The organism is Heliobacterium mobile (genome assembly GCF_009720735.1).
Classification (GTDB): domain Bacteria; phylum Bacillota; class Desulfitobacteriia; order Heliobacteriales; family Heliobacteriaceae; genus Heliobacterium; species Heliobacterium mobile.
Genome location: NZ_WNKU01000021.1, coordinates 1 through 25242 on the forward strand (window position 1 = coordinate 1; position 25242 = coordinate 25242).

25 protein-coding genes are annotated in these 25242 nt (G+C 49.1%); 3 read left to right on the forward strand and 22 right to left on the reverse strand.

Annotation, left to right across the window (positions count from 1 at the left end; all coding sequences use genetic code 11):
* Nucleotides 1-229, forward strand: a 229-nt coding sequence (locus tag GJ688_RS20765; RefSeq protein WP_235911008.1) for a hypothetical protein, incomplete at its 5' end; no start/stop codon positions are given.
* Nucleotides 230-242: 13 nt separating this feature from the next.
* Here GJ688_RS20765 and GJ688_RS20770 read toward each other — a convergent pair.
* The 5 genes from GJ688_RS20770 to GJ688_RS14665 all read right to left on the reverse strand — a co-directional run bounded on the left by GJ688_RS20770 (nucleotide 243) and on the right by GJ688_RS14665 (nucleotide 6863).
* On the reverse strand, nucleotides 243-422 hold the full coding sequence (locus GJ688_RS20770) for a helix-turn-helix domain-containing protein (protein WP_235911009.1): 180 nt from the start codon (nucleotides 420-422) through the stop codon (nucleotides 243-245).
* A gap of 373 nt (nucleotides 423-795) precedes the next feature.
* Entirely contained in the window at nucleotides 796-1623 is an 828-nt protein-coding gene (locus GJ688_RS14650; protein WP_170292027.1) for a methyl-accepting chemotaxis protein, read from the reverse strand.
* Nucleotides 1624-2039: 416 nt separating this feature from the next.
* Nucleotides 2040-3476, reverse strand: coding sequence for an ATP-binding protein (locus tag GJ688_RS14655; RefSeq protein ID WP_155477308.1), 1437 nt, complete (start codon nucleotides 3474-3476; stop codon nucleotides 2040-2042).
* Nucleotides 3477-3722: 246 nt separating this feature from the next.
* On the reverse strand, nucleotides 3723-5420 hold the full coding sequence (locus GJ688_RS14660) for a methyl-accepting chemotaxis protein (protein ID WP_155477309.1): 1698 nt from the start codon (nucleotides 5418-5420) through the stop codon (nucleotides 3723-3725).
* Between the two features lie 273 nt (nucleotides 5421-5693).
* Nucleotides 5694-6863 (reverse strand): hypothetical protein, encoded by a 1170-nt coding sequence (locus tag GJ688_RS14665; protein WP_155477310.1) that lies wholly within the window; start codon nucleotides 6861-6863, stop codon nucleotides 5694-5696.
* A gap of 247 nt (nucleotides 6864-7110) precedes the next feature.
* On the opposite strand from GJ688_RS14665, the gene GJ688_RS14670 reads away from it, so the two are divergent.
* Complete coding sequence (locus GJ688_RS14670) at nucleotides 7111-8373, forward strand: Nramp family divalent metal transporter (protein WP_155477311.1); 1263 nt, start codon at nucleotides 7111-7113, stop codon at nucleotides 8371-8373.
* Nucleotides 8374-8460: 87 nt separating this feature from the next.
* On the opposite strand, the gene GJ688_RS14675 is transcribed toward GJ688_RS14670, so the two are convergent.
* The 15 genes from GJ688_RS14675 to cobU all read right to left on the reverse strand — a co-directional run bounded on the left by GJ688_RS14675 (nucleotide 8461) and on the right by cobU (nucleotide 23532).
* Entirely contained in the window at nucleotides 8461-10227 is a 1767-nt protein-coding gene (locus tag GJ688_RS14675) for a ribonuclease J (protein ID WP_155477312.1), read from the reverse strand.
* 274 nt (nucleotides 10228-10501) lie between these two features.
* A complete protein-coding gene (locus GJ688_RS14680; RefSeq protein ID WP_170292028.1) occupies nucleotides 10502-11317 on the reverse strand; it encodes a Cof-type HAD-IIB family hydrolase in 816 nt (271 codons plus the stop codon).
* On the reverse strand, nucleotides 11314-11679 hold the full coding sequence (locus GJ688_RS14685; RefSeq protein WP_155477314.1) for a hypothetical protein: 366 nt from the start codon (nucleotides 11677-11679) through the stop codon (nucleotides 11314-11316). Before GJ688_RS14685 ends, GJ688_RS14680 begins: the two co-directional genes overlap by 4 nt.
* A gap of 15 nt (nucleotides 11680-11694) precedes the next feature.
* The gene (gene guaB, locus GJ688_RS14690) at nucleotides 11695-13137 is read right to left on the reverse strand and encodes an IMP dehydrogenase (protein ID WP_155477364.1); all 1443 of its coding nucleotides are present in this window, start codon (nucleotides 13135-13137) and stop codon (nucleotides 11695-11697) included.
* Between the two features lie 153 nt (nucleotides 13138-13290).
* Nucleotides 13291-13542 carry a YkvA family protein gene (locus GJ688_RS14695; RefSeq protein WP_207708824.1) on the reverse strand — a complete coding sequence of 84 codons (252 nt, stop codon included), beginning with the start codon at nucleotides 13540-13542 and terminating at the stop codon, nucleotides 13291-13293.
* Nucleotides 13543-13615: 73 nt separating this feature from the next.
* The gene (gene cobC, locus GJ688_RS14700; protein WP_155477315.1) at nucleotides 13616-14257 is read right to left on the reverse strand and encodes an alpha-ribazole phosphatase; all 642 of its coding nucleotides are present in this window, start codon (nucleotides 14255-14257) and stop codon (nucleotides 13616-13618) included.
* Nucleotides 14254-15378: a pyridoxal phosphate-dependent aminotransferase gene (locus GJ688_RS14705; RefSeq protein ID WP_170292029.1), complete on the reverse strand. Its 1125-nt coding sequence runs from the start codon at nucleotides 15376-15378 to the stop codon at nucleotides 14254-14256. Before GJ688_RS14705 ends, cobC begins: the two co-directional genes overlap by 4 nt.
* Entirely contained in the window at nucleotides 15375-16286 is a 912-nt protein-coding gene (locus GJ688_RS14710; protein WP_170292030.1) for a GHMP family kinase ATP-binding protein, read from the reverse strand. Before GJ688_RS14710 ends, GJ688_RS14705 begins: the two co-directional genes overlap by 4 nt.
* A gap of 29 nt (nucleotides 16287-16315) precedes the next feature.
* The gene (locus GJ688_RS14715; protein ID WP_155477318.1) at nucleotides 16316-17173 is read right to left on the reverse strand and encodes an adenosylcobinamide-GDP ribazoletransferase; all 858 of its coding nucleotides are present in this window, start codon (nucleotides 17171-17173) and stop codon (nucleotides 16316-16318) included.
* Nucleotides 17174-17175: 2 nt separating this feature from the next.
* Nucleotides 17176-18231 carry a nicotinate-nucleotide--dimethylbenzimidazole phosphoribosyltransferase gene (gene cobT / locus GJ688_RS14720; RefSeq protein WP_155477319.1) on the reverse strand — a complete coding sequence of 352 codons (1056 nt, stop codon included), beginning with the start codon at nucleotides 18229-18231 and terminating at the stop codon, nucleotides 17176-17178.
* A gap of 13 nt (nucleotides 18232-18244) precedes the next feature.
* Nucleotides 18245-18820: a cob(I)yrinic acid a,c-diamide adenosyltransferase gene (locus tag GJ688_RS14725; RefSeq protein ID WP_155477320.1), complete on the reverse strand. Its 576-nt coding sequence runs from the start codon at nucleotides 18818-18820 to the stop codon at nucleotides 18245-18247.
* Nucleotides 18802-20295 (reverse strand): cobyrinate a,c-diamide synthase, encoded by a 1494-nt coding sequence (locus GJ688_RS14730; RefSeq protein WP_155477321.1) that lies wholly within the window; start codon nucleotides 20293-20295, stop codon nucleotides 18802-18804. Before GJ688_RS14730 ends, GJ688_RS14725 begins: the two co-directional genes overlap by 19 nt.
* Nucleotides 20292-21356, reverse strand: a complete 1065-nt coding sequence (gene cbiB / locus GJ688_RS14735; protein ID WP_235911010.1) for an adenosylcobinamide-phosphate synthase CbiB — start codon at nucleotides 21354-21356, stop codon at nucleotides 20292-20294. Before cbiB ends, GJ688_RS14730 begins: the two co-directional genes overlap by 4 nt.
* A complete protein-coding gene (locus GJ688_RS14740) occupies nucleotides 21353-22927 on the reverse strand; it encodes a cobyric acid synthase (protein ID WP_155477322.1) in 1575 nt (524 codons plus the stop codon). Before GJ688_RS14740 ends, cbiB begins: the two co-directional genes overlap by 4 nt.
* Complete coding sequence (gene cobU / locus GJ688_RS14745; RefSeq protein ID WP_155477323.1) at nucleotides 22927-23532, reverse strand: bifunctional adenosylcobinamide kinase/adenosylcobinamide-phosphate guanylyltransferase; 606 nt, start codon at nucleotides 23530-23532, stop codon at nucleotides 22927-22929. The genes GJ688_RS14740 and cobU overlap by 1 nt, the downstream gene beginning before the upstream one ends.
* 49 nt (nucleotides 23533-23581) lie before the next feature.
* Between cobU and GJ688_RS14750 the strand changes: the two genes are divergently transcribed.
* A complete protein-coding gene (locus GJ688_RS14750) occupies nucleotides 23582-24124 on the forward strand; it encodes an HD domain-containing protein (protein ID WP_155477324.1) in 543 nt (180 codons plus the stop codon).
* Here the strand turns inward: GJ688_RS14750 and GJ688_RS14755 are convergent.
* Both GJ688_RS14755 and GJ688_RS14760 read right to left on the reverse strand, forming a co-directional pair.
* Complete coding sequence (locus tag GJ688_RS14755; RefSeq protein WP_155477325.1) at nucleotides 24121-24741, reverse strand: precorrin-8X methylmutase; 621 nt, start codon at nucleotides 24739-24741, stop codon at nucleotides 24121-24123. The genes GJ688_RS14750 and GJ688_RS14755 overlap by 4 nt on opposite strands.
* On the reverse strand, nucleotides 24741-25106 hold the full coding sequence (locus GJ688_RS14760) for a sirohydrochlorin chelatase (protein WP_155477326.1): 366 nt from the start codon (nucleotides 25104-25106) through the stop codon (nucleotides 24741-24743). Before GJ688_RS14760 ends, GJ688_RS14755 begins: the two co-directional genes overlap by 1 nt.
* Nucleotides 25107-25242: the final 136 nt, after the last annotated feature.

Here is a 25242-nt window from a genome sequence, read left to right on the forward strand (position 1 = left end):
TCCTATATCCATTCGACATAAAATGGAAAAATCCTTTAAAGGTTCATTGCTTTATGGGTGGCTTTTTAGACAGACTCTAATAGCAAAATTGAGAATACATGAGTGGAGTTTCGTTGCTACGTCGGCAGGCTTCGTAGTATTCGCTCCAAAGGAGGCTAAGGGTTACTCCGCTTTTTGCCATTTCTTTATGGAGATACTCGCAGTCCGGGTATTTCCGTTTAGAGGGTAATGTAGACTCTGGATTAAAGATTTTGTGTAACTCGCCATTTGTCATTTCTGGTGTTAACGGCCGTTACATCGACTTCCTGAGCCCGTTTTAGGACTTTTGAAACCGTGTTGCGTGAGCATTCGCAGCTCACTGAGATGCTTCTTTGACTGATTCCTTGGCTGTTTAGCCGTAGAATCTCTCGATAATTGGTCATTCGATGACCTCCTTGGAAGTATTCACACTCTTCTTGAGTGCAGTAATACATTCTACCAAGAAGATCAATCGAGTGGCTCTCTTTCCGGAGAGGTGGCTCAAATAAACCGGAACACTGGCTCTCACTTTCCGGAATAGATGCTCATTTTACTCCGGATTACAGGGGAAACCGACAGAGGCAGTGTGCTGACGGCGGTTTTTTTGCGTTTCCGTTAAGATGATTTTACGGTGAGGGTTATGGTTGTTTAACAAGGCCTATACGGGCCTTGCTTCCTCCCCATTGCCGACAGGGCAAAAGAAATAAGCGTCTTGGCAGTTAGGGGGCCAGACGCTTTCTTCTTAGCAATTCTTTTACGCAGGTATAATGGATAATGTTATAGCCAGTCATCTCCGGCGATACGTTGCATCATTTTTGTATTGTCTAACAAGTTATCTGCATTTGCTGTTAATTCTTCCGTCGCTGAAGCAATCTCTTGCGTAATACCAAACAATTCTTCAGTCCTTCCTCCAGCAATACCAACTTCTCTAACCATACGTTCAAGTCCCGTTTTGATATCGTTTGCTCCAGATTTTACGGTATCAGATAACTTGTGAATTTCTTCAGCGACAACGGTAAAAGTCCTTCCGTAATTACCCACCCTTGCCGCTTCGATAGACGCATTGATGCCTAATATCTGTGTTTGCATCGCAATGTTCCCAATTAGGTTGTTTGCTCTGTCAACTACATTCATGCTTTCAATGATTTGATCTCTTGCCTTCATTGTAACGTTTGCGTTTTCCAACATCTTTTCGTTAAGAAGCACTAATGCATTCGCCATTTGTAGCAAATCACTAGATGCTTGCTCCACTTCCCTTGATAGTTCTCTTAACAGTTCCTCTTTATCTATCATGGTAGTAAATGAAAATGCTCCTACCACCTGATTGTCTTCAAATAATGGTATTGATATTGCACGATAGGCAATACATATAATTGAATCTTTCTTAGAGACTTGTTTTTTGAAGACTCTCCCATTTTTTATCGCTTCGTATGTAATTAAACCAGGAGTAACGATATCCCCAACTTTGAATCCCAGATCAACATGTTTTCCTTTAAGTAAATGGATATATCTCTCCGTGTCTGAAACTCCAATATAGGGATTCTCACCTAAAGCTTTATGGAAAACTTCAGACATTAAGACAGCTGACTTCAAAATGTTACGCATACCAGCATCTCCCATTTCACCAAAATTTTGCATAGAACTATTATGATTTAATTGTAACACATTGGGATTGTAATAGGTAACAAAAACCGTCCACTGGCACAATGGCCTTTAGACGGTTTCTATATTAGAGATTGATTTTTCTTACGCCTGTCTATTCGAGCAATCCAGTGGCGTACGTAAGTCCAGCGAGTGAACAATCAATGGAACTTTGTGGCTAGTCTACTTCAAAGCCAGTAACTCCCCTACCCTCATCCCAGTTCCCAATAATAACTTGAAGGCGAATTAAAATTATCCGTAGGCTTTTACTTTTAATTCACAATTGACTTTTGGTAATCAAATTTTAAGGGATGGCTAGTAATGAACGACGAAATTCAGTTCCCTCTCGTTTATAAACGTCGATATTTCGTTTGAAAAATTTACAATTCAGACTTCCTAAATCGAACGAAAAAGGTTGTTCCTTTAGGACTCGTTTCGACTTGAATTGAAGCGTTATTTCTCTCGGCAATGCTATAACAAATGGCCAGACCTAATCCCGTTCCAGTATCTTTCGATGTAATAAACGGAGTACCTAACTTGTCTAATATTTCTTCTTTTATTCCAGTGCCTTGATCTTTAATTTCAAGAACCAATTCTTTTCCTTCTATTCTCGTCTTTAGCATGAGTACGCCGCTTCGCATCGCTTCAAAACCATTACGCACTAAATTAAGAATCAGTTGTTTTATTTCTCTTTCGTCTACTATGATATCGAAACAATCATCGCAAAGTTCAAATAGTACATCATTATTTGACTGAAAAGCGTCAGAGCTAATAAGAGCTTTTAGGGATAATAATATAGAATTTAAAGATTCTGATTTTTTTCGGACTGTTTTCGTTTTAGAAAGAGAAAGAAAATCACTTATGATTTGATTTGCTCTATCAAGTTCTTGGATCATTATACTCAGGTATTCCCCATAATTAGCAAACTCATCTTTATTCTGAAATATTTGAAGAAAACCTCTTACACTTGTTAAAGGGTTGCGTATCTCATGTCCAATCCCTGCTGCTAATTGACCAATCAAGTTTAACCTGTCTAAACGAAGCACTTCTTTTTCCAGGAACTTTCTTTCAGTAATATCATTAACTTGTACTAAATGACAAGGGGTTTGACATATTATTACGCTTTCAGCAGATAATAAGACGGTAATAATTTTCTTAGACTTGGTTCTAACGTTTACTTCATAATTATGAACCCGACCTGCTTGACGTAAATTATAGAAAATCTTACTTCGTTCTTGCATATCCTCGTAAAAATTCAACGTTTTTGAATTGTTCCCTATAATCTCTTCACGTTTGTATTCAAGCGTAATGCAAAATCTTTCATTAACATCAATAATGGTTTCATTTAAAGTGTCGATGATAGCCATTGGAATAGGACTTGAACTAAAAACCCTTTGAAATTTTTCTTCGGAAATTCGGTAAGAGTCTTCAGCTGCCTTTTGTTCGGATTTGTCTCTCCAAGAGATGGCTAAAGCTTCACCGTATTTAACAATTCGTAGCTTACTTACTAATTTAAGACCAAGATAGTTTACCGACTCTAATGTATCAACAGTAAAAGGCTCTCCGGTCCGCATTACGTCACATAATGTAGTAAAGAAGTTCGTTTTGTTAAATACAGGGATTAAATCGGACATTTTCTTCCCTATAATCTTTTCCTTATCGATTGCAATAAAATAAGTAGCCGACTGATTTAAATATTCAACAATAAAATCATCGATATTGTTGTGCTCGTTAAAAATTGGCTTGTAAATGCCAAAACAGTCGACCAAGTTGTCTAATAAATGAAACGTTTCTTCTGGGAGGATATCCATATTCATTTTACTTCTTACCTCCCCCCTCTTTGGCTAAATGTTAGCAAAATTCTACAAAGATAACAATTATCCTTCAATATTTTTCAAGTGAGTTAAAAAACAGTGATGGATCTCGGTTCGGTTAGCTGATTGACAACAGACGGGCTCGCCTAAACCGCCTCTCATCTTGTGAGGCGGTTCGTCCGTGGTTGATATTCGAATTACGATGAAAATAGGATTCCTTGTTTGGAAATATTGAAGAAGGCCTTAGAATTAAACTCGGAAAGCGGCTACCATATGTTGCAGTTTCTCAACGCTTTCTCTGGCAGTATCTGTAACGTTTCGTAGTTGAGATGACATTTCTAAAATAATGCTGCTCTCGTTAGCAATATTCTGGGTTCCCCCTGCCGCTTGAACTGTTGATGTAGATATTTGCTCGATGGCTACCCTTATCTTCTCAGCGGAATCACTCAGTTGTTGAGCAGTAGAACGAAAGTCGGACACAAGGTTTTCTACGGCTTCTGCATCTTGATAATATTGCTCGGCCGTTTTTTCCATTGACTTGTAGTCATTGATCACTTGGCTGCTGATGAATTGGAGAACTTGGTCTGCGCTTTGGGACAAAAATTCCACGGAAGAGAGTACGACTTGCGTCGTGTTTTGAATTTCTGAGATGATATTCGTGGAGTCTTCGGCAAGCTTCCGGATCTCATCTGCCACAACGGAAAAACCCCTGCCAGCCTCACCCGCTCTTGCGGCTTCAATAGCCGCATTTAAGGCAAGTAAGTTCGTTTGGGAAGTGATTTGTATGATCGCATCGGAAAGAACATTGATTTTCTCCGCAGCTCTCGATTGCTCTAAAGCATCTAGGAGTTTCTTTTCAATTTTTAAATGAGCATCGATGGCCTGATGCTGCGAAGACATGGTATCGCATCTCATTTTTTCGGCACGCTGTCTTATTTCGCCAACCGATAGGGTTCCCTTTTCTGCTATTTCTGAGATAATGGCAACATCTTGGGCCATTCGATTGGATGTGCTGTGAATATTTTCGGCAGATGCCGCAGTCTCTTCCATTCCCGCAGCTAATTCTTCTGTGGTAGCCGAAATCCCTTCAATTTGCAAAGACAAGTCATGGGCATGACGATTCGTTTTGGTCATGATGTCATCGATTGACGTTGTTTCGTCTTTAATACTTCCAATCATTTGTGCAAAAGTCGTTTGTATTGCATTCAGCGCTTTTGCCAGCTCCCCAATCTCATCTCTACTAGAAAAATTGATCTGTTTAGTCAAATCCCCTTTGCTGTTGGCGATATCTTGTAACTTCAAAAGCACATCCCCAAGGGGGCGAATCACCTTTCTCGTGAGATAGAGCCATGCAAGCAGCGCAGTAACTAAACTTATAATCATAGAAAAAACTAAAATCGTTCGCGATCTTACTGTTGAATCTTCAATGATTTTGATACTATCATTTATATCTTCATAGGCATGTACCTTGAACTGATCCACTTTGTCATTAATCTTTTCCGCAACCATATCAAATTCTTCCATTATTTGATTTCCCTGTTCATGGCCGCCTTGTATGTAAGCATTCGCCATCTTTTTACCCGTTTTATAATAGGGTTCAAAAGCCTCAGCGATTGCCACGAGCTCATCTTTTCCATCGGGATTTAATTCAATAAGCTCTGTTATGAGTTGTCTCACATTTTTGGCGTGTTCTTCTGCTTCCTTAAAACCATCATCAAAGCCCTCGGCGGCTCTTGTAGCACTGATGTCAGTAAGCCACTGCTGAACTTGAACTACATGCAGCTTGAGTTCCTCAGACTTTGTTTGCGTTAAAAAGTCTCTTTCGTGCATCCTTTTGACGCGGTCATAGTTCTGGTTTAAGGAAATGAATTCATTGATCATTACCCCCGAAAAGAGTAAAACGATTGCTATGATCGGTAAAAATAGTTTGGCTCGAATACTCGCCATAGTTGTAGCCTCCTTCCTATTGGTGAGTTCTTAGTACGAATGAGAAACCGTCCCTCCTTACTGGTCTTCCAATAACGTGGCTATTGATAAGGCTGAGAGCTGACGGTTGTATGGTTATTCTTACCCCAAAGAATATTTCTTCTTTTAGTTAAAAATATTAGCAACCGATATATTCGATAATTTAACTAAAAAACCTTCTGGATTTAGAAAAAACCACCCTCTGTCAACAATAAAAGCAGCCGACCATTGGTCGGACTGCTCGCACTCAGTATTCTAAAGTTTTGGATGGACATAATCACGAAGCAAATCCACCGTCTTAGGTTTTAGTCTTGGAAAGGGCATCCCAGATGTGTCACGATTTGCTTCAAGATAAGTGAACAGGTATGATTTACGTTGAGTTAGCCATTCGAATGTAGCCGGATAGGCCATACGCAGGGTTAAAAAATGTGTTAGGGTTTTTGTGGCAATATTTTCAAAATCGTCTTCGTCCTTTGGCTCAGAAGGATCATAGTCCAAAAGCCGCCACATACTGTATAGGCATTGCTGTTCAACACGATCCTCGTCCCAGGATTTTTTCCACTCCTTTCGTTGGAGTACAGTTTCTAATTCAACTAATTCCCCTGAGTACTTGGACTCGCCATGTCCACCTCCTGTGCCTCGCTCTGCAGTACCTGGAACTTTGTTACGAATACTAAGTATGGTATCAATACATTCACCGATTTTCTCAGCGTCATCAGCATTTGTTTTAAGAGTCGAAATAGTACTTTTGATATAAGGAATCAAATATTGAGCTGACTTCAACTTCATACCTGGTAGTTCTGATATATTATTCAATATTTCTACAAGTGCTGCGGCTGCACCAGGAACATCCTTATCCCGAACATTGTTAAGAATCATGTCCTCAAAAGTTACATACGCTGTTAAATGCTGCCCTTGCGTTCCACTCAAATTAGATGTTGGACGGGATGGAAAATTAGACACACCGCTAATAGTCTTATTTTCTTTACGCAGGTTTAGCTTGGCACATTGTACTATTTCCTTTTTTTGAGTTTGGGCAAAGTCCATCTGATTTTGTATAACGGGCTGTTTTAGTTGCGGTACGAACTGCAAAGCCTTTGCTCCCATCACATCGGCTTCCTGTTCAAGCGAAGGATCATCGTTGATGGGTACAGTCTCAAACTTGCCTTGTACAGGTTCCTCTTCTTCCTCTTTAACTTGTTCAACGGCTTGAACCGGCTTCTGTGTCAACAGCTGAAGAACCGCTCTATTACCGATAGTCCGCTGAAGTTGAAGAATATGCTGAGGTGTTAATAAATTCGGATTGAAGCTCGCCATCTGTATAATCCCGTTAATATTCGTCTGACGATTTTGAGTAACATAATTATCCGATTTTACACTCGGTTTCGCTTCCGAGCTTTTTTTTACGCTCTCTAATTCAGACATGGCTATCCCTCCTTACATATTCGTCTTCGGATCTTTTATTACACCTTTTGTCACAACAATCACATGCTAAAGTAATAGTACCAACTTTAATTATTTTCTGTCAATCAATAACAGACCAAGTTTTTTCAGCGATAAAATTCACGTAAGATAAATTTGCCAGTTCAGATGAGCAAGTGATTGTGAAGGAAATCTTTTGTTTTTGCCGAAGATGAATACATCAAATTAAAAACCATATAGGAGTGCGCCTATGAATTGGCTTAAGCAACAGTTGAGTACAAAACTACATAATCCCATACTGGGCATGAAGGAGATCATCAGATATATCGGCCCGGGTCTGTTGGTTACCGTTGGTTTTATTGACCCGGGAAACTGGGCATCTAACATCACCGCTGGTTCTGATTACGGTTATAAACTGCTTTGGATAGTTACCCTCTCGACGATCATGCTGATCATCTTACAGCACAATGTAGCTCATTTAGGGATTGTAACCGGCAATTGCTTAGCGGAAGCGGCCTCCAAACACTTGAACCAAACCCTTTCCCGAATTGTGCTTTCCACGGCTGTCATGGCTACAATCTCTACTGCGTTGGCAGAAATATTAGGGGGCGCTATCGCCTTGCGATTGTTGTTCAATATCCCCTTAAAATTTAGCGCGGTAATGTTATTTGCTTTTGTATTGTGGATGCTCTTTTCCAACTCCTACCGGCGTTTGGAAAAGTGGATTATCGGCTTTGTTTCTATTATTGGAGTATCCTTTGTTTATGAACTGAGTATTGTCGGAGTGAACTGGGCGGAAGCCGTGAACGGATGGATAACCCCCACTTTTCCAGAGGGATCCATGCCGATCATTATGGCCATTTTAGGTGCTGTCGTCATGCCCCATAATTTATTCCTTCATTCAGAAATCATCCAAAGCCGAGAATGGAATAAAGAGGATCCAGAGATCATAAAAAAACAGCTACAATATGAGTTTACCGATACGCTGCTATCTATGGGGATCGGGTGGGCAATTAACAGTGCCATGATTATCTTGGCAGCTGCGACCTTTTTTCAAAATCAGATACAAGTCTCTGAACTTGAACAGGCTCAACAGATGTTGGTGCCCATACTGGGGAAGAGTTCTGCGATTGTCTTTAGTATAGCACTGCTCTTCGCTGGTATCTCTTCCACGACCACTGCCGCTATCGCCGGGGGAAGCATAGTGGCGGGAATGTTTAAAGAGCCTTATGATATCAAGGACCCCCATACAAAGCTAGGGGTCGCAGGGATATTGGGTCTGGCCACGTTGCTGATCTTTGTCATTGACGATCCTTTTAAAGGGCTCATCTATTCACAGGTATTTTTAAGTATTCAACTGCCGATTACAGTATTGTTACAGATATATCTGACATCATCCAAACGAGTAATGGGAGAATATAAGAATTCCTGCGTCCATAATAGTGTATTATGGCTAATTGGAGTTATCGTTTCTGTATTGAATATAATGTTATTGTTCAGCTTCTTGAACTAATCGAAACCCCTTAAGCATTGCTGCAGTAACAACATAAACAAAACCCCTCTCCAGTTAGCTTCTGTTAACGAGAGAGGGGTTTTTACGTCATATTTCCATGATAATCGGCAGAACGATCGGTCTTCTTTTAGTTTTCTGATAGAAGAATTCATTGAGCGTATCGCGAATCAAATTCTTCAGTACAGACCATTCGGTCGTACCCGTATTGCGAGAAGTCAACGCTTCTTTGACCCGCGTCTTCGCTTCACCGAGCATATCTCCGGCTTCTCGGACGAAGACAAAGCCCCTTGATACCAGATCCGGTCCGGCCAGCACGTTGCCGTTTTCTTTGTCGATAGTTACGACAGCGATCACGACGCCGTCTTGGGCTAAGTGGTGGCGGTCCCGTAGTACGATATTACCCACGTCGCCGACACCGATGCCGTCGACAAAGACGCTTCCAGATTCTACAGTGCCTGTAATCTGCCCCAATTCATCGTTTACTTCGATCCGGTCGCCGATGTTGCAACGAATAATATTTTCTTCCGGGATGCCCATGGTCTTCCCTAACTTGGCAAAGGTGGCTTGATGGCGGTATTCACCGTGGAAGGGGATGACGAACTTCGGCTTTAAGAAGTTCAACATGAGCTTGATTTCCTGCTGGGCTGCGTGTCCAGACACGTGAACATTGGCCACATCTTTATAGATGACATCGGCTCCGATACGGAAAAGGTTGTCGATGGTGCGGGCCACCAGCTTTTCGTTCCCGGGAATCGGAGTGGCTGAGATGACCACCGTATCGCCTTGGCGGATTGCTACTTGACGGTGGTTATTGGTGGCCATCCGGGTGAGGGCGGCCATTGGTTCCCCTTGAGAGCCTGTCGTGATGATCGTCACCTGGTTGTCGGGCAGACGGTCCACTTCTTCCGCCTCGATGAGCATCCCTTTGGGCACATTTAAATAGCCCAGTTGCTGAGACACATCGACTACGGTGACCATGCTCCGGCCCACAACGGCTACCTTACGGTTGAACTCGGCGGCGGTATCGATGACTTGTTGAATCCGGTGAACGTTAGAGGCAAAGGTGGCGATGATGATTCGGCTGTCCGTCTGGGCGAAGACGGAACGGAAAGTCTCCCCGACGGTGCGCTCGGACGGAGTGTATCCCGGCCGCTCTACGTTCGTAGAATCGCAGATAAAGAGCAGAACCCCTTCGTCGCCATAGCGAGCCAGTTTATTGAATTCCAGGACCTTATCATCGACAGGGGTTTGGTCGAGCTTAAAGTCACCGGAGTGGACGATCAGCCCAGCTGGCGTGCGGATGGCGATTCCAATCCCGTCTGGAATGGAATGGTTGACCCGAAAGAATTCCACTTGAAAGGGGCCCGTGTTGATCACATCGTCAGCGGTGATCTCATGCAGCTCCGCTTCCCGGATCAGCCCGTGTTCGGTCAGCTTGTTCTTTACCAAGCCAAGCGTGAGCCGAGTGCCGTAGACAGGCACTTGAATCTGTTTGAGTACGAAAGGCAGACTGCCGATATGGTCCTCATGACCGTGCGTTAAAAAAATGCCCCGAATCTTATCGACATTTTCTATGAGATAGGTGATGTCGGGGATGACGAGATCGATACCCAGCAATTCTTCGCCAGGAAATTTAACACCTGCGTCGATGACGATTATATCATCGCCATATTCGATGACACACATGTTCTTGCCGACTTCACCGACACCGCCGAGTGGGATGACGGACACCGTCGGCAGTGTCGATTGTGTTTTCGGTTTTGGCTTGCTCCGGCGAGGGCGATAGCCTTTTTTGGCCCGGGCAGCATGAAGTTTGGGGGTCGTGTTCGGAGTCGATTCCGGTGTCGTATTCATGGTTACTCCTCTAATCAACGGAATACATTCTTAAGTGGATAGTAATAATTAAAGTTTTTGATCAAAAAGTCCCAAATATCCATCAATTTTTCATAAGGCCGCCATCTTTAATCGAAAGACATCTCGAATCGACCTGCGACGGCCCCCATGTACAAAATCCCGAAGGGTCTGTACTTCAGATGGATGGTAAGTGCAAGGGACATTTTTCCATTATTTCGTGTTTCGACGATATCTATTCATTTCCTGCTTGTCACTATGATTGTCCCGATGGGTTTTAGTCAAAATAACGGTTTAAGGCTTCCAGCACGCCCCAGGAGCGAGAAGCTGATGTGACCCAATCGGCATCGCCTCGAATCTCTTGAGGAGAATTGGCCACTAACACCCCTTGACCAGCCCAGCGGATCATGCTCAGGTCGTTACGGTTGTCACCGATGGCCATGACTGATTCCCTGGGAATGGATAAGGATGCAGCTAGTTGAGCTAAGGCCTCACCTTTGGTAGCTTTGGGGTGAAGGATCTCCACAAAATAATCATGGGAGTTTGTGATGAAGATCGAATCGCCCAGTTTTTCAGCGATCTCCGCCGTTAAGGGATGAGTGATCGCCGGATCGGTCATCAAGACGAGCATCGTGGGATGCTCGTCCGGTGTCTGTAAGAGGTGTTCGCTCAGATCGGCTACATTCGAAAAGGACACACCCAATCCTTGCTGATAATTTTCCGTCTGTTCATGAGGCGTGTCAGTGAGCACTTCGTCGCCATAAAAGGAAAACCGCAATGCATCATGGCCACGGTCCTTCAACAAACGGAGAACCTCGAGAGCCAACTCCCGGTTCAGGGTGAGATGATGAAGCATGCGGTCTTCCAATATATCGCGTATCATGGCGCCGTTACAGACGATGATCGGCGTATGCAAGGACAATTGCCGGGCATAGCGAATCGCCGAAGGGAAGAGCCTACCTGTGGCCAGAGTGAATAAAACACCCTTTTGCTGAAGTTCATTGATCCGTTGGCGTACCGGTTCTGGAACGGTACGCTTTTCATCGAGAAGAGTGCCGTCCAAGTCCATGACCACCAGCCGGATCGAACTCATGCCGGCCTCCATGACCATGTATAACCTTGAAAGATAATCGATAACTCACGAGGGTACTCTTCGACAGCGATAAACTGGTCGACAGGGAAGGTGATTTCCCAATTCCCCTGCCCCGGAGCCGTTTCTTGGGAAAGCATTTGAAAAGCCACTTGATCCACGGTCAAGTGTCCCTCTTCGATCCGTTCTTCCCGGCGTACAATTCGTTCTACCGTGCATATGCCCCGCCAGATGGATGTATGCTGTCCCGTTTTAAGGCTAAAGGAACCCCGGCGCCCCACTAGGGGCGCCAAGGCCTCGGCCAAAATCATTTCTTTTGGATCCGATGTGACATATTCTGTTCCAGCCAGGTAATAATTTCCCATCTATTTATTCCTTTACTATAGGCTGTAGTTCGGTGCTTCTTTGGTGATGGTCACATCATGGGGATGGCTTTCCCGCAGACCGGCAGCGGTGATGCGGATAAATTGGGTTCTCGTCATCAATTCATCGATGTTCCGGCAACCGCAGTATCCCATGCCCGAGCGAAGTCCACCGATGAGTTGGAAGACCGTGTCAGAGAGGGAGCCTTTGTAGGGTACGCGGCCTTCGATGCCCTCAGGGACGAGCTTCTTGTCATCTTCCTGGAAGTAACGGTCTTTAGAACCTTCTTTCATCGCGCCGAGGGACCCCATGCCGCGGTACACTTTAAAGCTCCGGCCTTGGTAGATTTCGATGTCTCCAGGGCTTTCTTCAGTACCGGCGAGCAAGCTGCCGATCATGACCACATTGGCACCGGCGGCAATGGCTTTGACAACATCACCGGAGAATTTGATGCCTCCATCGCCGATGATGGGAACATTCTTCTCTCGGGCAGCACGGGCACAGTCGGCAATCGCTGTAATCTGGGGAACGCCGATACCAGCGACAACGCGGGTGGTGCAGATAGAGCCCGGTCCGATGCCGACTTTGACACAGTCGGCACCTGCATTGATCAAATCGATGGTCGCTTCATAAGTGGCTACGTTGCCGGCAATGATATCGACCTGCGGGAATTCCCCTTTCAGTTTTTCGACCGCATTCAACACTCCCCGGGAATGACCGTGGGCAGTGTCGACGACGAGAGCATCCACGCCGGCAGCGACGAGAGCCCGAGCCCGCTCCATCGTATCTACCGTGACGCCTACAGCCGCACAAGCGCGCAAACGTCCCCGCTCATCTTTCGTGGAGTTGGGGAACTGGCGGGCTTTTTGTATATCTTTAATGGTAATCAGGCCCTTTAAATGTCCCTCTACGTCAACGATGGGCAGTTTCTCTACTTTGTGATTGCGCAGAATATCTTTCGCTTCTTTCAAAGAAGTCCCTATAGGAGCGGTGACCAGATTGTCTTTTGTCATGACATCGCTGATGGGGCGGCTGAATTCGGTTTCAAAGCGCAGATCCCGGTTCGTCAAAATACCGACGAGCTTGCCCTCCTCATCGGCGATCGGCACACCGGAGATATGGTAGCGCTCCATGATGGCCAGTGCGTCATTGATTTTATGTTTCGGCGTTAAGTAGATGGGATCGGTGATGACCCCATGTTCTGAACGCTTGACCCGATCCACTTCATGAGCCTGTTGATCGATGGTCATGTTTTTGTGGATGACACCGATACCGCCTTCCCGCGCCATGGCGATCGCCATACGAGAGTCGGTCACCGTGTCCATACCCGCAGACATGAGGGGGATATTCAAACGGATCCGCCGCGTCAGCCACGTAGAGGTTTCAACCTCCCGAGGCAATATCTCTGATTTAGCAGGGACCAGTAAAACGTCATCAAATGTTAGTCCTTCTCGAATCATTCCTAAGTCACGCAAAACTGCGACATCTCCTTTCCAAAGATACCCTTCATCTTTGACCATCATTTTACCACAAAAAACACGGTCATAGAAATTTTTTGTCGTCAATGGGAAAAACCTTCTGGTGCACAGTTCTGCAATCAGAAGGTTTTTTCTTCATTGGAACCGATCCAGGTATTCCTGAACTACGTAATTCGGTGCCGACGCGACAAACCGATCGACCAGGAAGAGGATGATCGTCAGGTCATCTAACTCACCGATCAAGGGAATCATGTCCGGCAGCACGTCCAGGGGCCATATGAGATAAAGCAATCCCAAACCGGTAAAGAGGGCTTTGTTGATCAGCGGGACCCGACCGTCTCGCAGCAGACCGTAGACGAGACGACCAGACCGGGGCAAGTTCAGCAAGAGCCGCATCCTTTGCCAAAGACTTGGCGATTGAAGGGATGGCAGAAGAATCCCCCCATTCATTGAATTACCTTTATTTTACCCCGCTTTCGCTTTCGGGAAAAGCCCCTGGAAGCAGATGGGTTACATCGTTGATTCGCTCGATGATCCCTTTGCCATCGTAAAAGTCGATAACGTTGAGGGCTGTGTTGTCTTGACGAAACTGCCAAGCTCGATCGAGATCGACATCCAAAATTGCGCAGAGCAACGTGCGGATGGTGCCGCCGTGGGCGACGATGGCAATATTTTCGCCGTCATGCTTGGCGATCAGTTCCTGTAAGGCCGCAAAAGCACGCTGCTGGACGATGGGAAAACTCTCCCCACCGGGCAGGCAGACTTTAGCTGGTGTGCGGTTCCAAATCTTAATCTCTTCCGGATAAGCTTTTTCAATCTCTGGAAAGGTCAATCCTTCCCAGGCACCGAAGTTGCATTCCCGAAAACGAGCGTCTAAGACCACTTCGATCCCTTTGGCTTCGGCGACCGCTCTGGCCGTTTCAACGGCACGGCTTAAGTCGCTGGCATGGACACGGTCAACCTTTTCTTTGGCCATTCGCTTTACCAGTCGTTGTGCCTGCTCTCTCCCTCGATCGCTGAGGGCTACGTCGCTATGTCCCTGGTAGCGCCGGATCTGATTCCACTCTGTTTCGCCATGCCGTATCAGATAGACTCGGGTCAAGCCAGTCCTTCCTCCTTCATGATCACCTGCATCGCCTGAATTAATCGTTCTGTCGCCGAGCTGTCCCGAACAGCAAAGCGCAGATACCGTTCTCCCAAGGCTGCGAAGGTATTGCAATTTCGCACTAATATCCCCCGGCGGCGCAGCTTTTCCGTCCATGTCGTCGACGAAAGCCCCGTGTCCGCCATATGGGCCAACACGAAGTTGGCTGTCGAAGAAATCGGTTTAACGCCAGGGAGGCGAGACAATTGCCCGATCAAAAACTCCCGCTCCTGAGGCAGTTGCTCCCAAGTGCGTTTATGATAATCTAAATCAGCCAGTGCGGCAACCCCGGCCACCTGGGCCAGGTGATTCACCACCCATGGATCGCGGTGGGCGATGATGTCTTTGATGATGTCCCGTTGAGCGATCAATGCACCGAGGCGGATTCCCGGGATAGCAAAAAATTTCGTCAACGAATAGAGAACCGCGATCTGCCGGTGTTTCACGGCGAGGGCGCAGCAACTCTGTTCACGGCCGTCCGGCAGAAAGTCTAGAAAAGACTCGTCGACGAGTACATGTATATGATGCTTCTCGACGAGATTGACGATCGCCTCTCTCTCTTTGTCGCTCCAGACCCAACCGACAGGGTTGTGGGGAGAACAGATGATGGCGGCGTCACATTTCTCGTCGAGAAGCTTCTTTTCCCACTGAACGATATCTAATCGAAAATGCTCTTGCTCGTCTAAACGGATAGGGACGGCTTGTCCCCCCTGGGCATGGACGGCACGAAAATACTGACCGAAGCCGGGATCACAGATCAAGACCCGTTTTGCCTGCACCTGCCGCAGCCAGTGATCGAGCAGGTCCACAGCACCGTTTCCGGCGCAGATAGCCTCCTCTTCGACCTGGAGATGCTGGGCAAGGGCAGAAATCAACTGGCTGCATTTTGGATCGGGATAATGGACGATATGGTCTATGTTTTCGACGATCGCTGCTTTGACTCTCGCCGATAAGCCTAAAAAGTTAATATTGGCGCTCAGATCGAGAATTTTTTCGAGTGCTTTTCCACTTCCCCCGGAGGCGGACCAGACGTCACCACCATGGGGAAAGGATTGTCTGTTTTGTTCGTTTTGCTTCAAATCGCCCATCCCTCCCCGCTCTGTTCATGATAACGTGGACCGCCGCCGACAAGCTGATAAGAGCCGAGGGGAGTCCATTTGGGGAAGCGGCTTTCTGTCCACTTGATGACACTTTCGATACGACTTCGATGTTTGTAGGGGAGCAACAGTCCCAGCGCGGTGCCGCTATGAGCGATGTTGACGCCGACTGTGCCAAGAGAACTGACGCCTCCGATCAGTTCTTCCAAGGCTTCTTTGTGCAAAATTTCTTGATTCGCTCGGGCACTCAAGGTCGCACCTGCACCGATAGAAGCGGGATTGCCCGAACGGATCCCCTTGATGATCTGGGCAAAAGCTTGACGGACCAAGGACTCTTTTTGCCGGTTCGCCTCGATAATGTCGTGCCGTCGGTTGAACTCGACCGTGTTTACTTCGCCGCCCAGGTCATAAGCAAGGACAAATAAAGGAGGAACAGGAGGCTGCCCCACCGTTGTTCCCCAGGAGCCCTTACGGTGGTCAAATACAGCGATACCGGGATAAAAGAGACCGTCTGACGGCTCTACAGCAATAGCGATCCGAGCTAACGTGTTCACTGATAAATCCCGTCCCAGTGCCTGAGCGACAGCGAAGCAGCAGGCGCTGATATCGGCCGTGCTGGACGCCAACCCTTTGCCGAGGGGAAGAGGATTCGTCAAAGTGACGCACACATCGAAACGTTCTGTTACGTTCCATTCGTCGAGCATACGGGATACTGCCCTTCGGGCCTTCGGCCGGTCATCGAGACCGGTGATACGTCCCGAACCGGCCGTCAGAGAGGCGCTGGCGGTAACCCAGGCATCGATAGGGCATGTAATATGCAAAAAACGGTCTCCAATCAGTCCCTGTGCCAGTTCTCCGCATGTTCCCGGTACCTGAGCCCAACCGTACACGCCTCTCACCTCTCCCATTCTAGCTAGAGTCAACCCTTCTGTAAGAACACCAATAGTAACAAGCAAAGCACCTCGACCATTTCACAAGTGGCCCCATAAATATCGCCAGTCAAGCCACCTAAAAAGCGGGTCATTTTTTTTCCCCAGCGATCGACGAAGAGCCTGACCAGAACCATCATGAACAAACCGTAGACCCCAGCCATGATCAGGGCCATGATCAATGTGACCCATTCAGCGACCCTCAAAACCTTTTCATCGATATACTTGTTGAACAGGGTCGCCATTCCCTGCTGGCGGGCATAAGGAAAGCGGCCTGCCCCATAGGCGATGGCCCAACGACCGACCATGGGGATCCAGAACAAGGACAAGTATAGCGGATTGACCCCGTTCGAGTTGTAAAATCCGCTTTCCCACCGCCAAAGGGTGATCCAGTGGAGTACCGTTTCCAAGGTGGCCCCTTGCAGTGACGCTGCCGGTTGATACAACGAATAGAGAGCGCCCGCCTTCGTCAGCAGCAGCACGATCACCGACAGGACGGCATGAGCGCCGACGCGGGAATCCCGCATGATCTCCAGAACCCGCTCGGGCTTTCGCGCCGAAAAGACACCGTCAAAGGTATCCATAAAACCGTCCATGTGAATGCCGCCGGTGATATAAATTTGCATGGCGAGAAGCAGCGGCACAAAGACGGCTGGCGGAAATAAGAATTGCAAGAGCGGTGTAAGTAAACTTATGACGATTCCGATCGTCAAGCCGACGAAGGGAAGATAGATAAAAGAGCGGCCAAAATCTTCGTCATTCCCGTTGCTTACATCCCCCGTCGGCAAGCGGGTGAAAAAGGACAGGGCCATCCGAAAACGCAGCCACTGCAGGGCAAGAAATTTCACCGTTATTCCAAGGCCTCGCTGACACCGGCGCTGGAGAAGGTGGCCATTTCATTGTAGATTTTAACCGCTCCGTCGATCATGGTCATCGCTAAAGCAGCTCCGGTGCCTTCGCCCAAGCGGAAATTCATCATCAGCATCGGTTTAATACCCACGTATTCCAGCATGAACTTATGGCCCGGTTCAACGGATAGGTGAGAACCGATCATGTAGGGGCGAGCTTGCGGGCAGATCGCTCCGGCGATAACAGCGGCCGCTCCGGAGATGAATCCGTCAATGACGACGGGAATGCCCTGCGCTGCCGCACCGAGGCAAACGCCGGCTAATCCGGCGATCTCTAAACCGCCTATCTTCGCCAGCACATCGATGGCATCGTCCCGATTCGGTTGGTTGATCTCGATGGCCTTCTTAATGGCACTGATTTTGACATCAAGCTGTTTATCGTTGATGCCGGTTCCCCGTCCAACAACCTGTTCAATAGGGAGATTGCCCATGACCAAGATGATGGCTGCCGAAGGGGTCGTGTTGCCAATACCCATTTCACCTGTTCCGACGACGCGAATCCCTCTGCCATAGGCATCAGCAACGACTTCGGCGCCGACCAGTATGGCTTGAATCGCTTCGTCCCGGGTCATGGCTGGACCTTTGGCCATGTTCTTCGTTCCATAGGCTACTTTTTTCTTGATCAGACCAGGCAGGTCATCCATATCGACAGCTACGCCCACGTCGACGCAAACCAGTTCCGCGCCGGCATGGCGAGCCAAAACATTCGATCCCGCACCGCCATGGATGAAGTTGATGATCATCTGAGGAGTCACTTCCTGAGGAAATGCACTGACGCCCTCTTCGACGACACCATGATCGCCAGCCATCAAGATGATCGCTTTTTGGGGAATTTCTTTTGGAACCTCTCCATAGATACCCGCCAGTTGTTTGGCGATGTCCTCAAGGACACCTAAACTACCTTGCGGTTTAGTGAGGTCATCAAGGTGGGCCTGAGCTTTCTCCATGGCTTCCTCGTTCAGTGGTTTGATTTGTTGAAGCAATGATTCTAGAGACATCTTTGTATCCTCCTTAATATTCAATCCCTCGTCGTGAGGAGGTGATTCCGTCGACTAGGGGATGTTTCGTCACCGTCATCTCCGTCACCAGGTGAGCTTCATCGATGATTTCCTGGGGCATTCTCCGCCCCGTTAACACAACTTCCACATGAGCGGGTCGCTGCCGCAGCGTGTCAAGGACCTTCTCCACTGGCACATAGCCGCGAGACATAATATAACTCACTTCATCGAGAACGACCAGATCGACCTTACCTGCTTGTAATACCTGCTCGGCGTATTGAAAGCCCATGGCGGGCCAAGGATTATCGGTTTCGCGGTTTCGCCGGAAACATTCGCCGCATTGGATACAATGGGCCATCCCTGACCGGATCATCGCTGACCGGGGGCAACCCCATCCGAACTGAGTGATATGTATCTGCGGCAACCGTTGCAAGGCGAACAATTCTCCCATGTAGGCGCTGCCTTTTTGAAATTGGATAAACTCCACCTGCATGCCGTGGCCAGCCGCTCGCAAGCATAGACCCAGCGCTGCCGTGGTTTTCCCTTTTCCGTCACCGGTGTAGACTTGAATCAACCCTTGCTGGGGCATGCTAGACCACTCCGTACAGATGCTTCTTCGAGACAATGGAGAAAACGTTTCATCGATGACGGAAAAGCGGAGAAATGAAAATGGAAATAAGACGCCGTCAACGAACCCGAACTATACCCTTCGGGGCGAAACGCTTCTGTCCCTCCCAAGGGGTCTGTCTTTCCTAAGGAAAAAGCAGGCCGCATATTTTCTTCGGGAGAGAAGTACACATCGGAATAATGAAATTCATGGCCTCGGAGCCGATCTCCCCGGCGGCCCAGAAGAGTGTCGTGGTCGATCTGTGCGGTCACATAACCGAGGGCTCGCCGTTTGGTTCCCATACGGCAATCTGCCGGGACAAGACCGGCAAGTTCATAGCTTTGTCCGTCATTCGTCGTGATCGACCGGCATAAGGTCATAAAGCCGCCGCATTCGGCGTAGATGGGCATCCCCTGCTGGTGCAAGTAGCGCAGTTCTTGAAAAAAGGAGCTGTTCGCCGAGAGGCTTTCGAGATGCAGTTCCGGGTATCCGCCTCCCAGGTAGAGACCTGCCACCTTTAATGGAATGGACTCTCCACGAACCGGTTGAAAAGGGACCCATTCGATGCCCAAGTCTTCCAAGTCCCGCAGGGCATCTTCGTAGTAAAAATGAAAAGCTTCATCACGAGCGATGGCCACGGGAATTTTTTGAGCGAACCGAGGGGTCTGTTTCGTTAACTGGTTTTTTTCCAAGTTCTCCGCTAGATGCTCCGCTAGGTTCTCCTTTTTCTTTTCCAGCTTTATTTCTAGCTTTTCTGTCGAAAAAGAGGAAGCCACTTCGAGCAGTCGGTTTACGTCGACGTAACGTTCCATCACGTCGGCCAACTGCTGCCAGTAGGATTCCAGCTCCCGGCTCGACTCGATGGCAGAAACAAGGCCGAGATGCCGTTCCGGCATGGGCCGAACAGCATCGCGAGGGAGGCAGCCTAAAACAGGCACGCAACAGGTTTCTTCTACAGCTCGCCGGGCCATTAAGCCGTGCCGTTCCGAGCCGACTCGATTGATGATGACGCCAGCCACGGTCAGGTCCCGCTGTAACGTGCAAAAGCCGTGGACCGTGGCGGCTATGCTCTGAGCGGCCGATCGAGCATCGACCACCAGGATGACAGGCTTGTTGACGATTTGAGCCAGATCAGCGGTGCTGCCTTTGCCACCGGGCTTTTCTCCAGCGGCGCCGTCGAAAAGACCCATGACCCCTTCGATGACAGCCATTTGAGCTCCTTCTATCGCCCGCTGGTATAAGCGAAGGATCGTCTCTCGGTCCATCATCCAACTGTCTAAATTGGAACAGGTTCTCCCGGTGATCAGCTTGTGAAAGGTCGGATCAATATAATCGGGGCCTGTCTTAAAACTTTGCACCGTCATGCCCCGCCGGCGTAGAGCGGCGAGGATTCCCATGGTGACAGTTGTCTTTCCGGCACCGCTGTGAGTTCCGGCGATTACAACAGCTGGTATCATCGTAACCACGTTCCTATTCCATATAAAATGGCACCGCCGGCCAGGCTGTACAGGATGGCCGTCACAGCCATAATTCGCACCACTTCTCCAATATGGCGTGCCTCTAAGGTCACCAAAGGTTGTCCCATGGTGGCTCTACGGGAAGGGACTCCTCCGTAGTAATTGAGACCGCCCAATTGGACACCTAATGCGCCGGCTACGACCGATTCGGGGATACCGCTGTTGGGACTGGGATGCTTTGGGGCGTCAGTTACCCATGTTTGGATCATCCGCCCTGCCGGATAGCCTAGTAAGGTTCCGGCAAGGATCATGACCACTCCGGTCAATCGAGCCGGCAAAAAATTAGCCACGTCGTCCATTCGGGCAGCGAACCGGCCGAACCAGAGGTAACGATCATTGCGATAGCCGATCATGGAGTCGAGCGTGTTTACGGCTTTATAGGCATAGGCACCGGGGACGCCGAGCAAAAAGGCGTAAAAAAGAGGACTTGTGATGCCGTCGACGGTGTTTTCGGCGACCGTTTCCACGGTAGCTCGGACGATTTCACTCTCATCGAGCTGTTCTGTATCGCGCCCTACGATCCAGGAAAGCTTTCGCCGGGCTTCTACGATTTCTCCCGCTTCGAGAAGATCTTTGATCTCGAAAGCCGCTTCAGCTAAACATCGACCGGCCAAGGCAATCCCTAAGAGTATGCCGCCGCCCAAGGCTTGTACAATTCCTGAGCCGATGAAGATACCCTTATCCAGGAAGTGGACAGTTCCAGACTGCTTCACAGGAACAAATTCTAGATTCGCCCACTGGACAAGAGCCATGACAGCCGCCGAAACGGCAAAGGTGATGCCCACCGTAAGCAGCGACAAGACCATCCCGCGAAACAACAGCGACCGCTCAGCCCTTTTCCCCGCCCCGTACAACCGCTTTTCCAACGTGGATATGATCTTCCCGATCCCGATGACCGGGTGAGGCAGCCAGCGGGGATCTCCCACCAGTGCATCATAGAGCAGGGCGATGACGATCGTGAGCATGCTTAAAGAAAAGATATCTGTAAACATCTCTATCATGGCGCAGGAACGGTCTCCGATTCAGGGGAGTTCTTTGGCCCTTCGATGCCGACGATATCATAGAGGAGATCCATTTTTAAGCTCAGGCGGACGATGTCGGCCAAGCGGTTGTAGTCTTGTTCTTTCCGCTCTGCTACCGATGCGGCAGAGGCAAAATTGATCGGTTCAAGACCTTTTTTCCGGCGCAAGGTGTTGAGCAGATGATGCCGTAAGGAGTCGTTGTCAAAGATGCCGTGCAAATAGGAACCGATGACCAAACCGTCGGCGTCCACAATCCCGTCGATGACATCGACGAGTTCCTCTCCCCGTCGTTCGATCCGGCAGAAAGGTTTCGCTTCTGACGAGGCTACGCTCTGTCCCATGTGAATTTCGTAGCCTTGCACGGAAAGACCCTGCAGGGGACCTAGATAGGGTCCGTGACCGCAGATCGTAGCTGATGCTAATTGGGTCACCTTTTCTGCTTCCATCGTGGTCACCATGTCCAACAGTCCCAGACCTGCAACGACGGGAACGGAGCTTTCTACGCCTTGCGGATCCTGTATCTCTTTACCTAAGATCTGATATCCGCCGCATATGCCCCAGACTAAGATGCCCTTTTCGGCGACGGCTCTGATCTCTTCGGTTAAGCCTGTCTTTTGCAGCCATAACATGTCTTCGATCGTGTTTTTGGTACCGGGAATGATGACCATATCGGGCCGGCCCAGTCGACCAGGCGCTTCTACATAACGGACCTGGGCAGCACCTTCGGTGCTCAAGGCATCAAAGTCGGTGAAGTTGGAGATGCGGGGCAGGCGGATGACGGCGATATCGAGCATTTCCCCCGTAGGCACTTCGGTGATCGGTTTTTCCAGAGCTACCGAATCTTCCTCTTGAATGTGCACCCCTTTGAAATAGGGGACGACACCGACAACCGGCTTTTTCGTATACTCTTCTAAAAAGTCGATGGCTGGTTGAAGTAAGCTGATGTCACCGCGAAACTTATTGATGACGATGCCTTTGATCCGCTCTTGCTCATCAGGGTCCAAAAGAGCCAGTGTCCCCACGACCGACGCGAGCGCACCCCCGCGGTCGATGTCAGCGACTAACAGCACAGGGGCGTCAGCCATCTTGGCCACACGCATATTGGCGATATCGCGCGCTTTTAAGTTGACTTCAGCAGGAGAACCGGCACCTTCGATGACGATGACGTCATACTGTTCATGAAACTCATCGAGACAGGCTTGGATCGTGTCGACGGCTTGGGTTGCATATTCTAAGTGATACTGGCGGGCGCTGATGTTGCCCACTGGTCGACCGAGCACGATCACTTGGGATGATGCTTGTCCGGTCGGCTTTAGAAGGATGGGGTTCATCTTCACATGGGGATCCAGTCCGGCTGCTTCCGCTTGCACGACCTGGGCCCGGCCCATCTCTCCCCCGTCACGGGTCACATAGGAATTGAGGGCCATGTTCTGCGATTTGAAGGGGACCACTTTTTGGCCGTCCTGAAGAAATATGCGGCATAAGGCCGTCGCCAAGACGCTCTTGCCGACGTTAGAACTGGTTCCTTGCAACATAATTGCCTTGGCCATTATAATCTCCCTCCTTGCCTTGACCCGTTAGGGTCGGGTCCTTTGATCTGCATTGGGCATCCGCTGACGGTGAGATAGACCCGATGGGCCTGCCGGGCGACTTCCTGCTGAACCCATCCGGCCACATCCCGGAAAATCCGGCTGAGCGGATCGAGGGGAACAATGCCCCAGCCCACTTCATTGCCGACGGCGATCACCGTCGCCTCCGATTCCCGTGCCATCTGGGAGACCTGCCGGGCCTGTTCGACGATCAACTGTTCTTTTTCTGTATTCCACTCGCCCGGTTCGTAAAGGGGAAGGAGCATGTTCGTCGTCCACAAGGTTAAACAATCGATGAGCAAGACGTTTCCCTTCCGGCCCCACTCACGCAGCACCTTGTCCAACTGGGTCGATTCCTCTACCGTTTTCCAGATGGAGGGACGACGCTGCTGATGTATCGTCACCCTGCGCCGCATCTCATCATCATAAACTCCCGCCGTTGCTACATAGATGACCTGTTCCGGGTGGTCGCCGCCAGCTTCTGCGGCTAGTTCTTCGGCCCAGGCGCTTTTACCGCTGCGAGACCCGCCGGTGACCAGGACTAATTCTCCTGCTTGAATTCGCATTGCAGCCACGCCTCTTCGTCAATATTTGCCTACATGTTATACTGTGAGTATGAGTAAAAAGACAAGCTTCGCCAGAATTAAATATCGCGTCCAACAGGTCGGCCGCGCCTTACTGCCTACCTTTACCAGAGAGGAGCTACAGTGGGCCGCATCGTTCCTTTCGGCAGAAGAACATGAAGTCTTTCGGGAAATGGCACCGGCTGACCGGCGGCACTGCCTTGACGTCGCTCATATCTGCCGCTCCATGGCCGAACAGCTAGCGCCGGATCAGCGACGACTGCTGCTCACCGCCGCTTTGCTCCACGACATGGGAAAACGGCAAGGTGCGATCCGGTTGGGACACCGCATTTTTTTTGTGCTCTTAGGTTCTCGCCGCTCTCGGATCGTTCCTTTTAAACGGTGGCCCCTTGTCGGGCGTCCACTGCATGTGATCGCCCGGCACGCCCGGTTGGGCGCTGCCGAGGCGAAAAAACGCAATTGGGCGCCGGACCTGGTGGCGTTGATCCGCCACCATCATGATCAATCCGGCTCTATGTCTGATGAGAACCGACGCCTTTTGCAGATGCTCCAACGGGCCGACAATCTCTGCTAAGGCATCTGTAACAGCATGGCGTTGACGATGGACGCCGCCACTGTGCTGCCGCCTTTATTGCCGACTACGGTGATGTAGGGGATGTCCGCTTGGACGAGCGCTTCTTTCGATTCAGCAGCCCCCACAAATCCGACCGGTGTACCTACCACCAAGGCAGGACGGCAACGGCCTCCTTCGATCAAACTAAGCAGGTGAAACAGGGCTGTCGGTGCATTACCGATAGCGATGACAGCACCATTCATCTCGTCAGCCAGTAGTTCAAAAGCGGTCATGGCTCGCGTATTCCCCGTCTTTTTCGCCTCTTCGACGACACGAGGGTCACTGATGCTGCAGACGGCTGAAGCGCCTTTGCTGGTGAGCAGGCGCTGGTTTACGCCTACCCTCACCATGTTCACATCGGTATAAACACTGGCACCCTCCGCTAATGCTTTGATGCCGATGTCTACAGCACCGGGGCTCCAGCGAACAAGCTTCGCAAACTCTGGGTCACCGGTCGTGTGGACGACCCGTTTGACCACTTTTCGCTCTTCCGGCGATATGGGCAGCGGTCCAAGCAGCTCGTCAATGATGGCCATACTCTTGTCTTCAATGGCCCTCGGATCGGTAATGTAGTCCATCAGCCGACCTCCTGAATGCGTTCGAAGATCAATTGGGCAATCCGTTCATCAGCGCCGAGCGGCCGTCCCATCGTAAAGCGCAGTTGGGGATGGGCTTTGCCGATTTCCTCTAATTCTTCGGGAATATCTTTTTGAATATGTACGCCGTTATATAAGAACAGAGGGATGACTTTAACTTCGTCAACACCTAAGGCGACTAGTTCTTCGATACCTTCGGCCAGGTTTGGCTTGGCGTTCTCCATAAAGCAGACGACGAGCGGGTCGATTTGATGAAATTTCCGTACCATGTTACCGATGTTCACAGCATGGCTGTTCGCTTCAGCCAACCGGCTTCCGTGTGCGACGAGCAAAACACCTGTTTTCATAGTCTCTTCTCCTTCTATCAATAAAGTTAAATATTCAAACAGGATTGCTGCACCTGATAGCAAATCTGGGGTGTGATGACAGAGTGAGCGATTTGGGCGGAGCGGCGTCGAGAGCGAGAGTTGTGAAGCGGTTAAG

Bases quoted from the DNA above. Each gene is read 5' to 3' on its own strand.
- GJ688_RS20770 (WP_235911009.1), bottom strand. From the start codon at position 422: ATGACCAATTATCGAGAGATTCTACGGCTAAACAGCCAAGGAATCAGT.
- GJ688_RS14650 (WP_170292027.1), bottom strand. From the start codon at position 1,623: ATGCGTAACATTTTGAAGTCAGCTGTCTTAATGTCTGAAGTTTTCCAT.
- GJ688_RS14730 (WP_155477321.1), bottom strand. From the start codon at position 20,295: ATGATACCAGCTGTTGTAATCGCCGGAACTCACAGCGGTGCCGGAAAG.
- GJ688_RS14750 (WP_155477324.1), top strand. From the start codon at position 23,582: ATGAGTAAAAAGACAAGCTTCGCCAGAATTAAATATCGCGTCCAACAG.
- GJ688_RS14660 (WP_155477309.1), bottom strand. From the start codon at position 5,420: ATGGCGAGTATTCGAGCCAAACTATTTTTACCGATCATAGCAATCGTT.
- GJ688_RS14725 (WP_155477320.1), bottom strand. From the start codon at position 18,820: ATGCCCCAGCAAGGGTTGATTCAAGTCTACACCGGTGACGGAAAAGGG.
- cobU (WP_155477323.1), bottom strand. From the start codon at position 23,532: ATGCGAATTCAAGCAGGAGAATTAGTCCTGGTCACCGGCGGGTCTCGC.
- cbiB (WP_235911010.1), bottom strand. From the start codon at position 21,356: ATGATAGAGATGTTTACAGATATCTTTTCTTTAAGCATGCTCACGATC.
- cobT (WP_155477319.1), bottom strand. From the start codon at position 18,231: ATGTCTCTAGAATCATTGCTTCAACAAATCAAACCACTGAACGAGGAA.
- GJ688_RS14665 (WP_155477310.1), bottom strand. From the start codon at position 6,863: ATGTCTGAATTAGAGAGCGTAAAAAAAAGCTCGGAAGCGAAACCGAGT.
- GJ688_RS14685 (WP_155477314.1), bottom strand. From the start codon at position 11,679: ATGGGAAATTATTACCTGGCTGGAACAGAATATGTCACATCGGATCCA.
- GJ688_RS14760 (WP_155477326.1), bottom strand. From the start codon at position 25,106: ATGAAAACAGGTGTTTTGCTCGTCGCACACGGAAGCCGGTTGGCTGAA.
- GJ688_RS14670 (WP_155477311.1), top strand. From the start codon at position 7,111: ATGAATTGGCTTAAGCAACAGTTGAGTACAAAACTACATAATCCCATA.
- GJ688_RS14680 (WP_170292028.1), bottom strand. From the start codon at position 11,317: ATGAGTTCGATCCGGCTGGTGGTCATGGACTTGGACGGCACTCTTCTC.
- GJ688_RS14740 (WP_155477322.1), bottom strand. From the start codon at position 22,927: ATGGCCAAGGCAATTATGTTGCAAGGAACCAGTTCTAACGTCGGCAAG.
- GJ688_RS14655 (WP_155477308.1), bottom strand. From the start codon at position 3,476: ATGAATATGGATATCCTCCCAGAAGAAACGTTTCATTTATTAGACAAC.
- GJ688_RS14755 (WP_155477325.1), bottom strand. From the start codon at position 24,741: ATGGACTACATTACCGATCCGAGGGCCATTGAAGACAAGAGTATGGCC.
- guaB (WP_155477364.1), bottom strand. From the start codon at position 13,137: ATGATTCGAGAAGGACTAACATTTGATGACGTTTTACTGGTCCCTGCT.
- GJ688_RS14675 (WP_155477312.1), bottom strand. From the start codon at position 10,227: ATGAATACGACACCGGAATCGACTCCGAACACGACCCCCAAACTTCAT.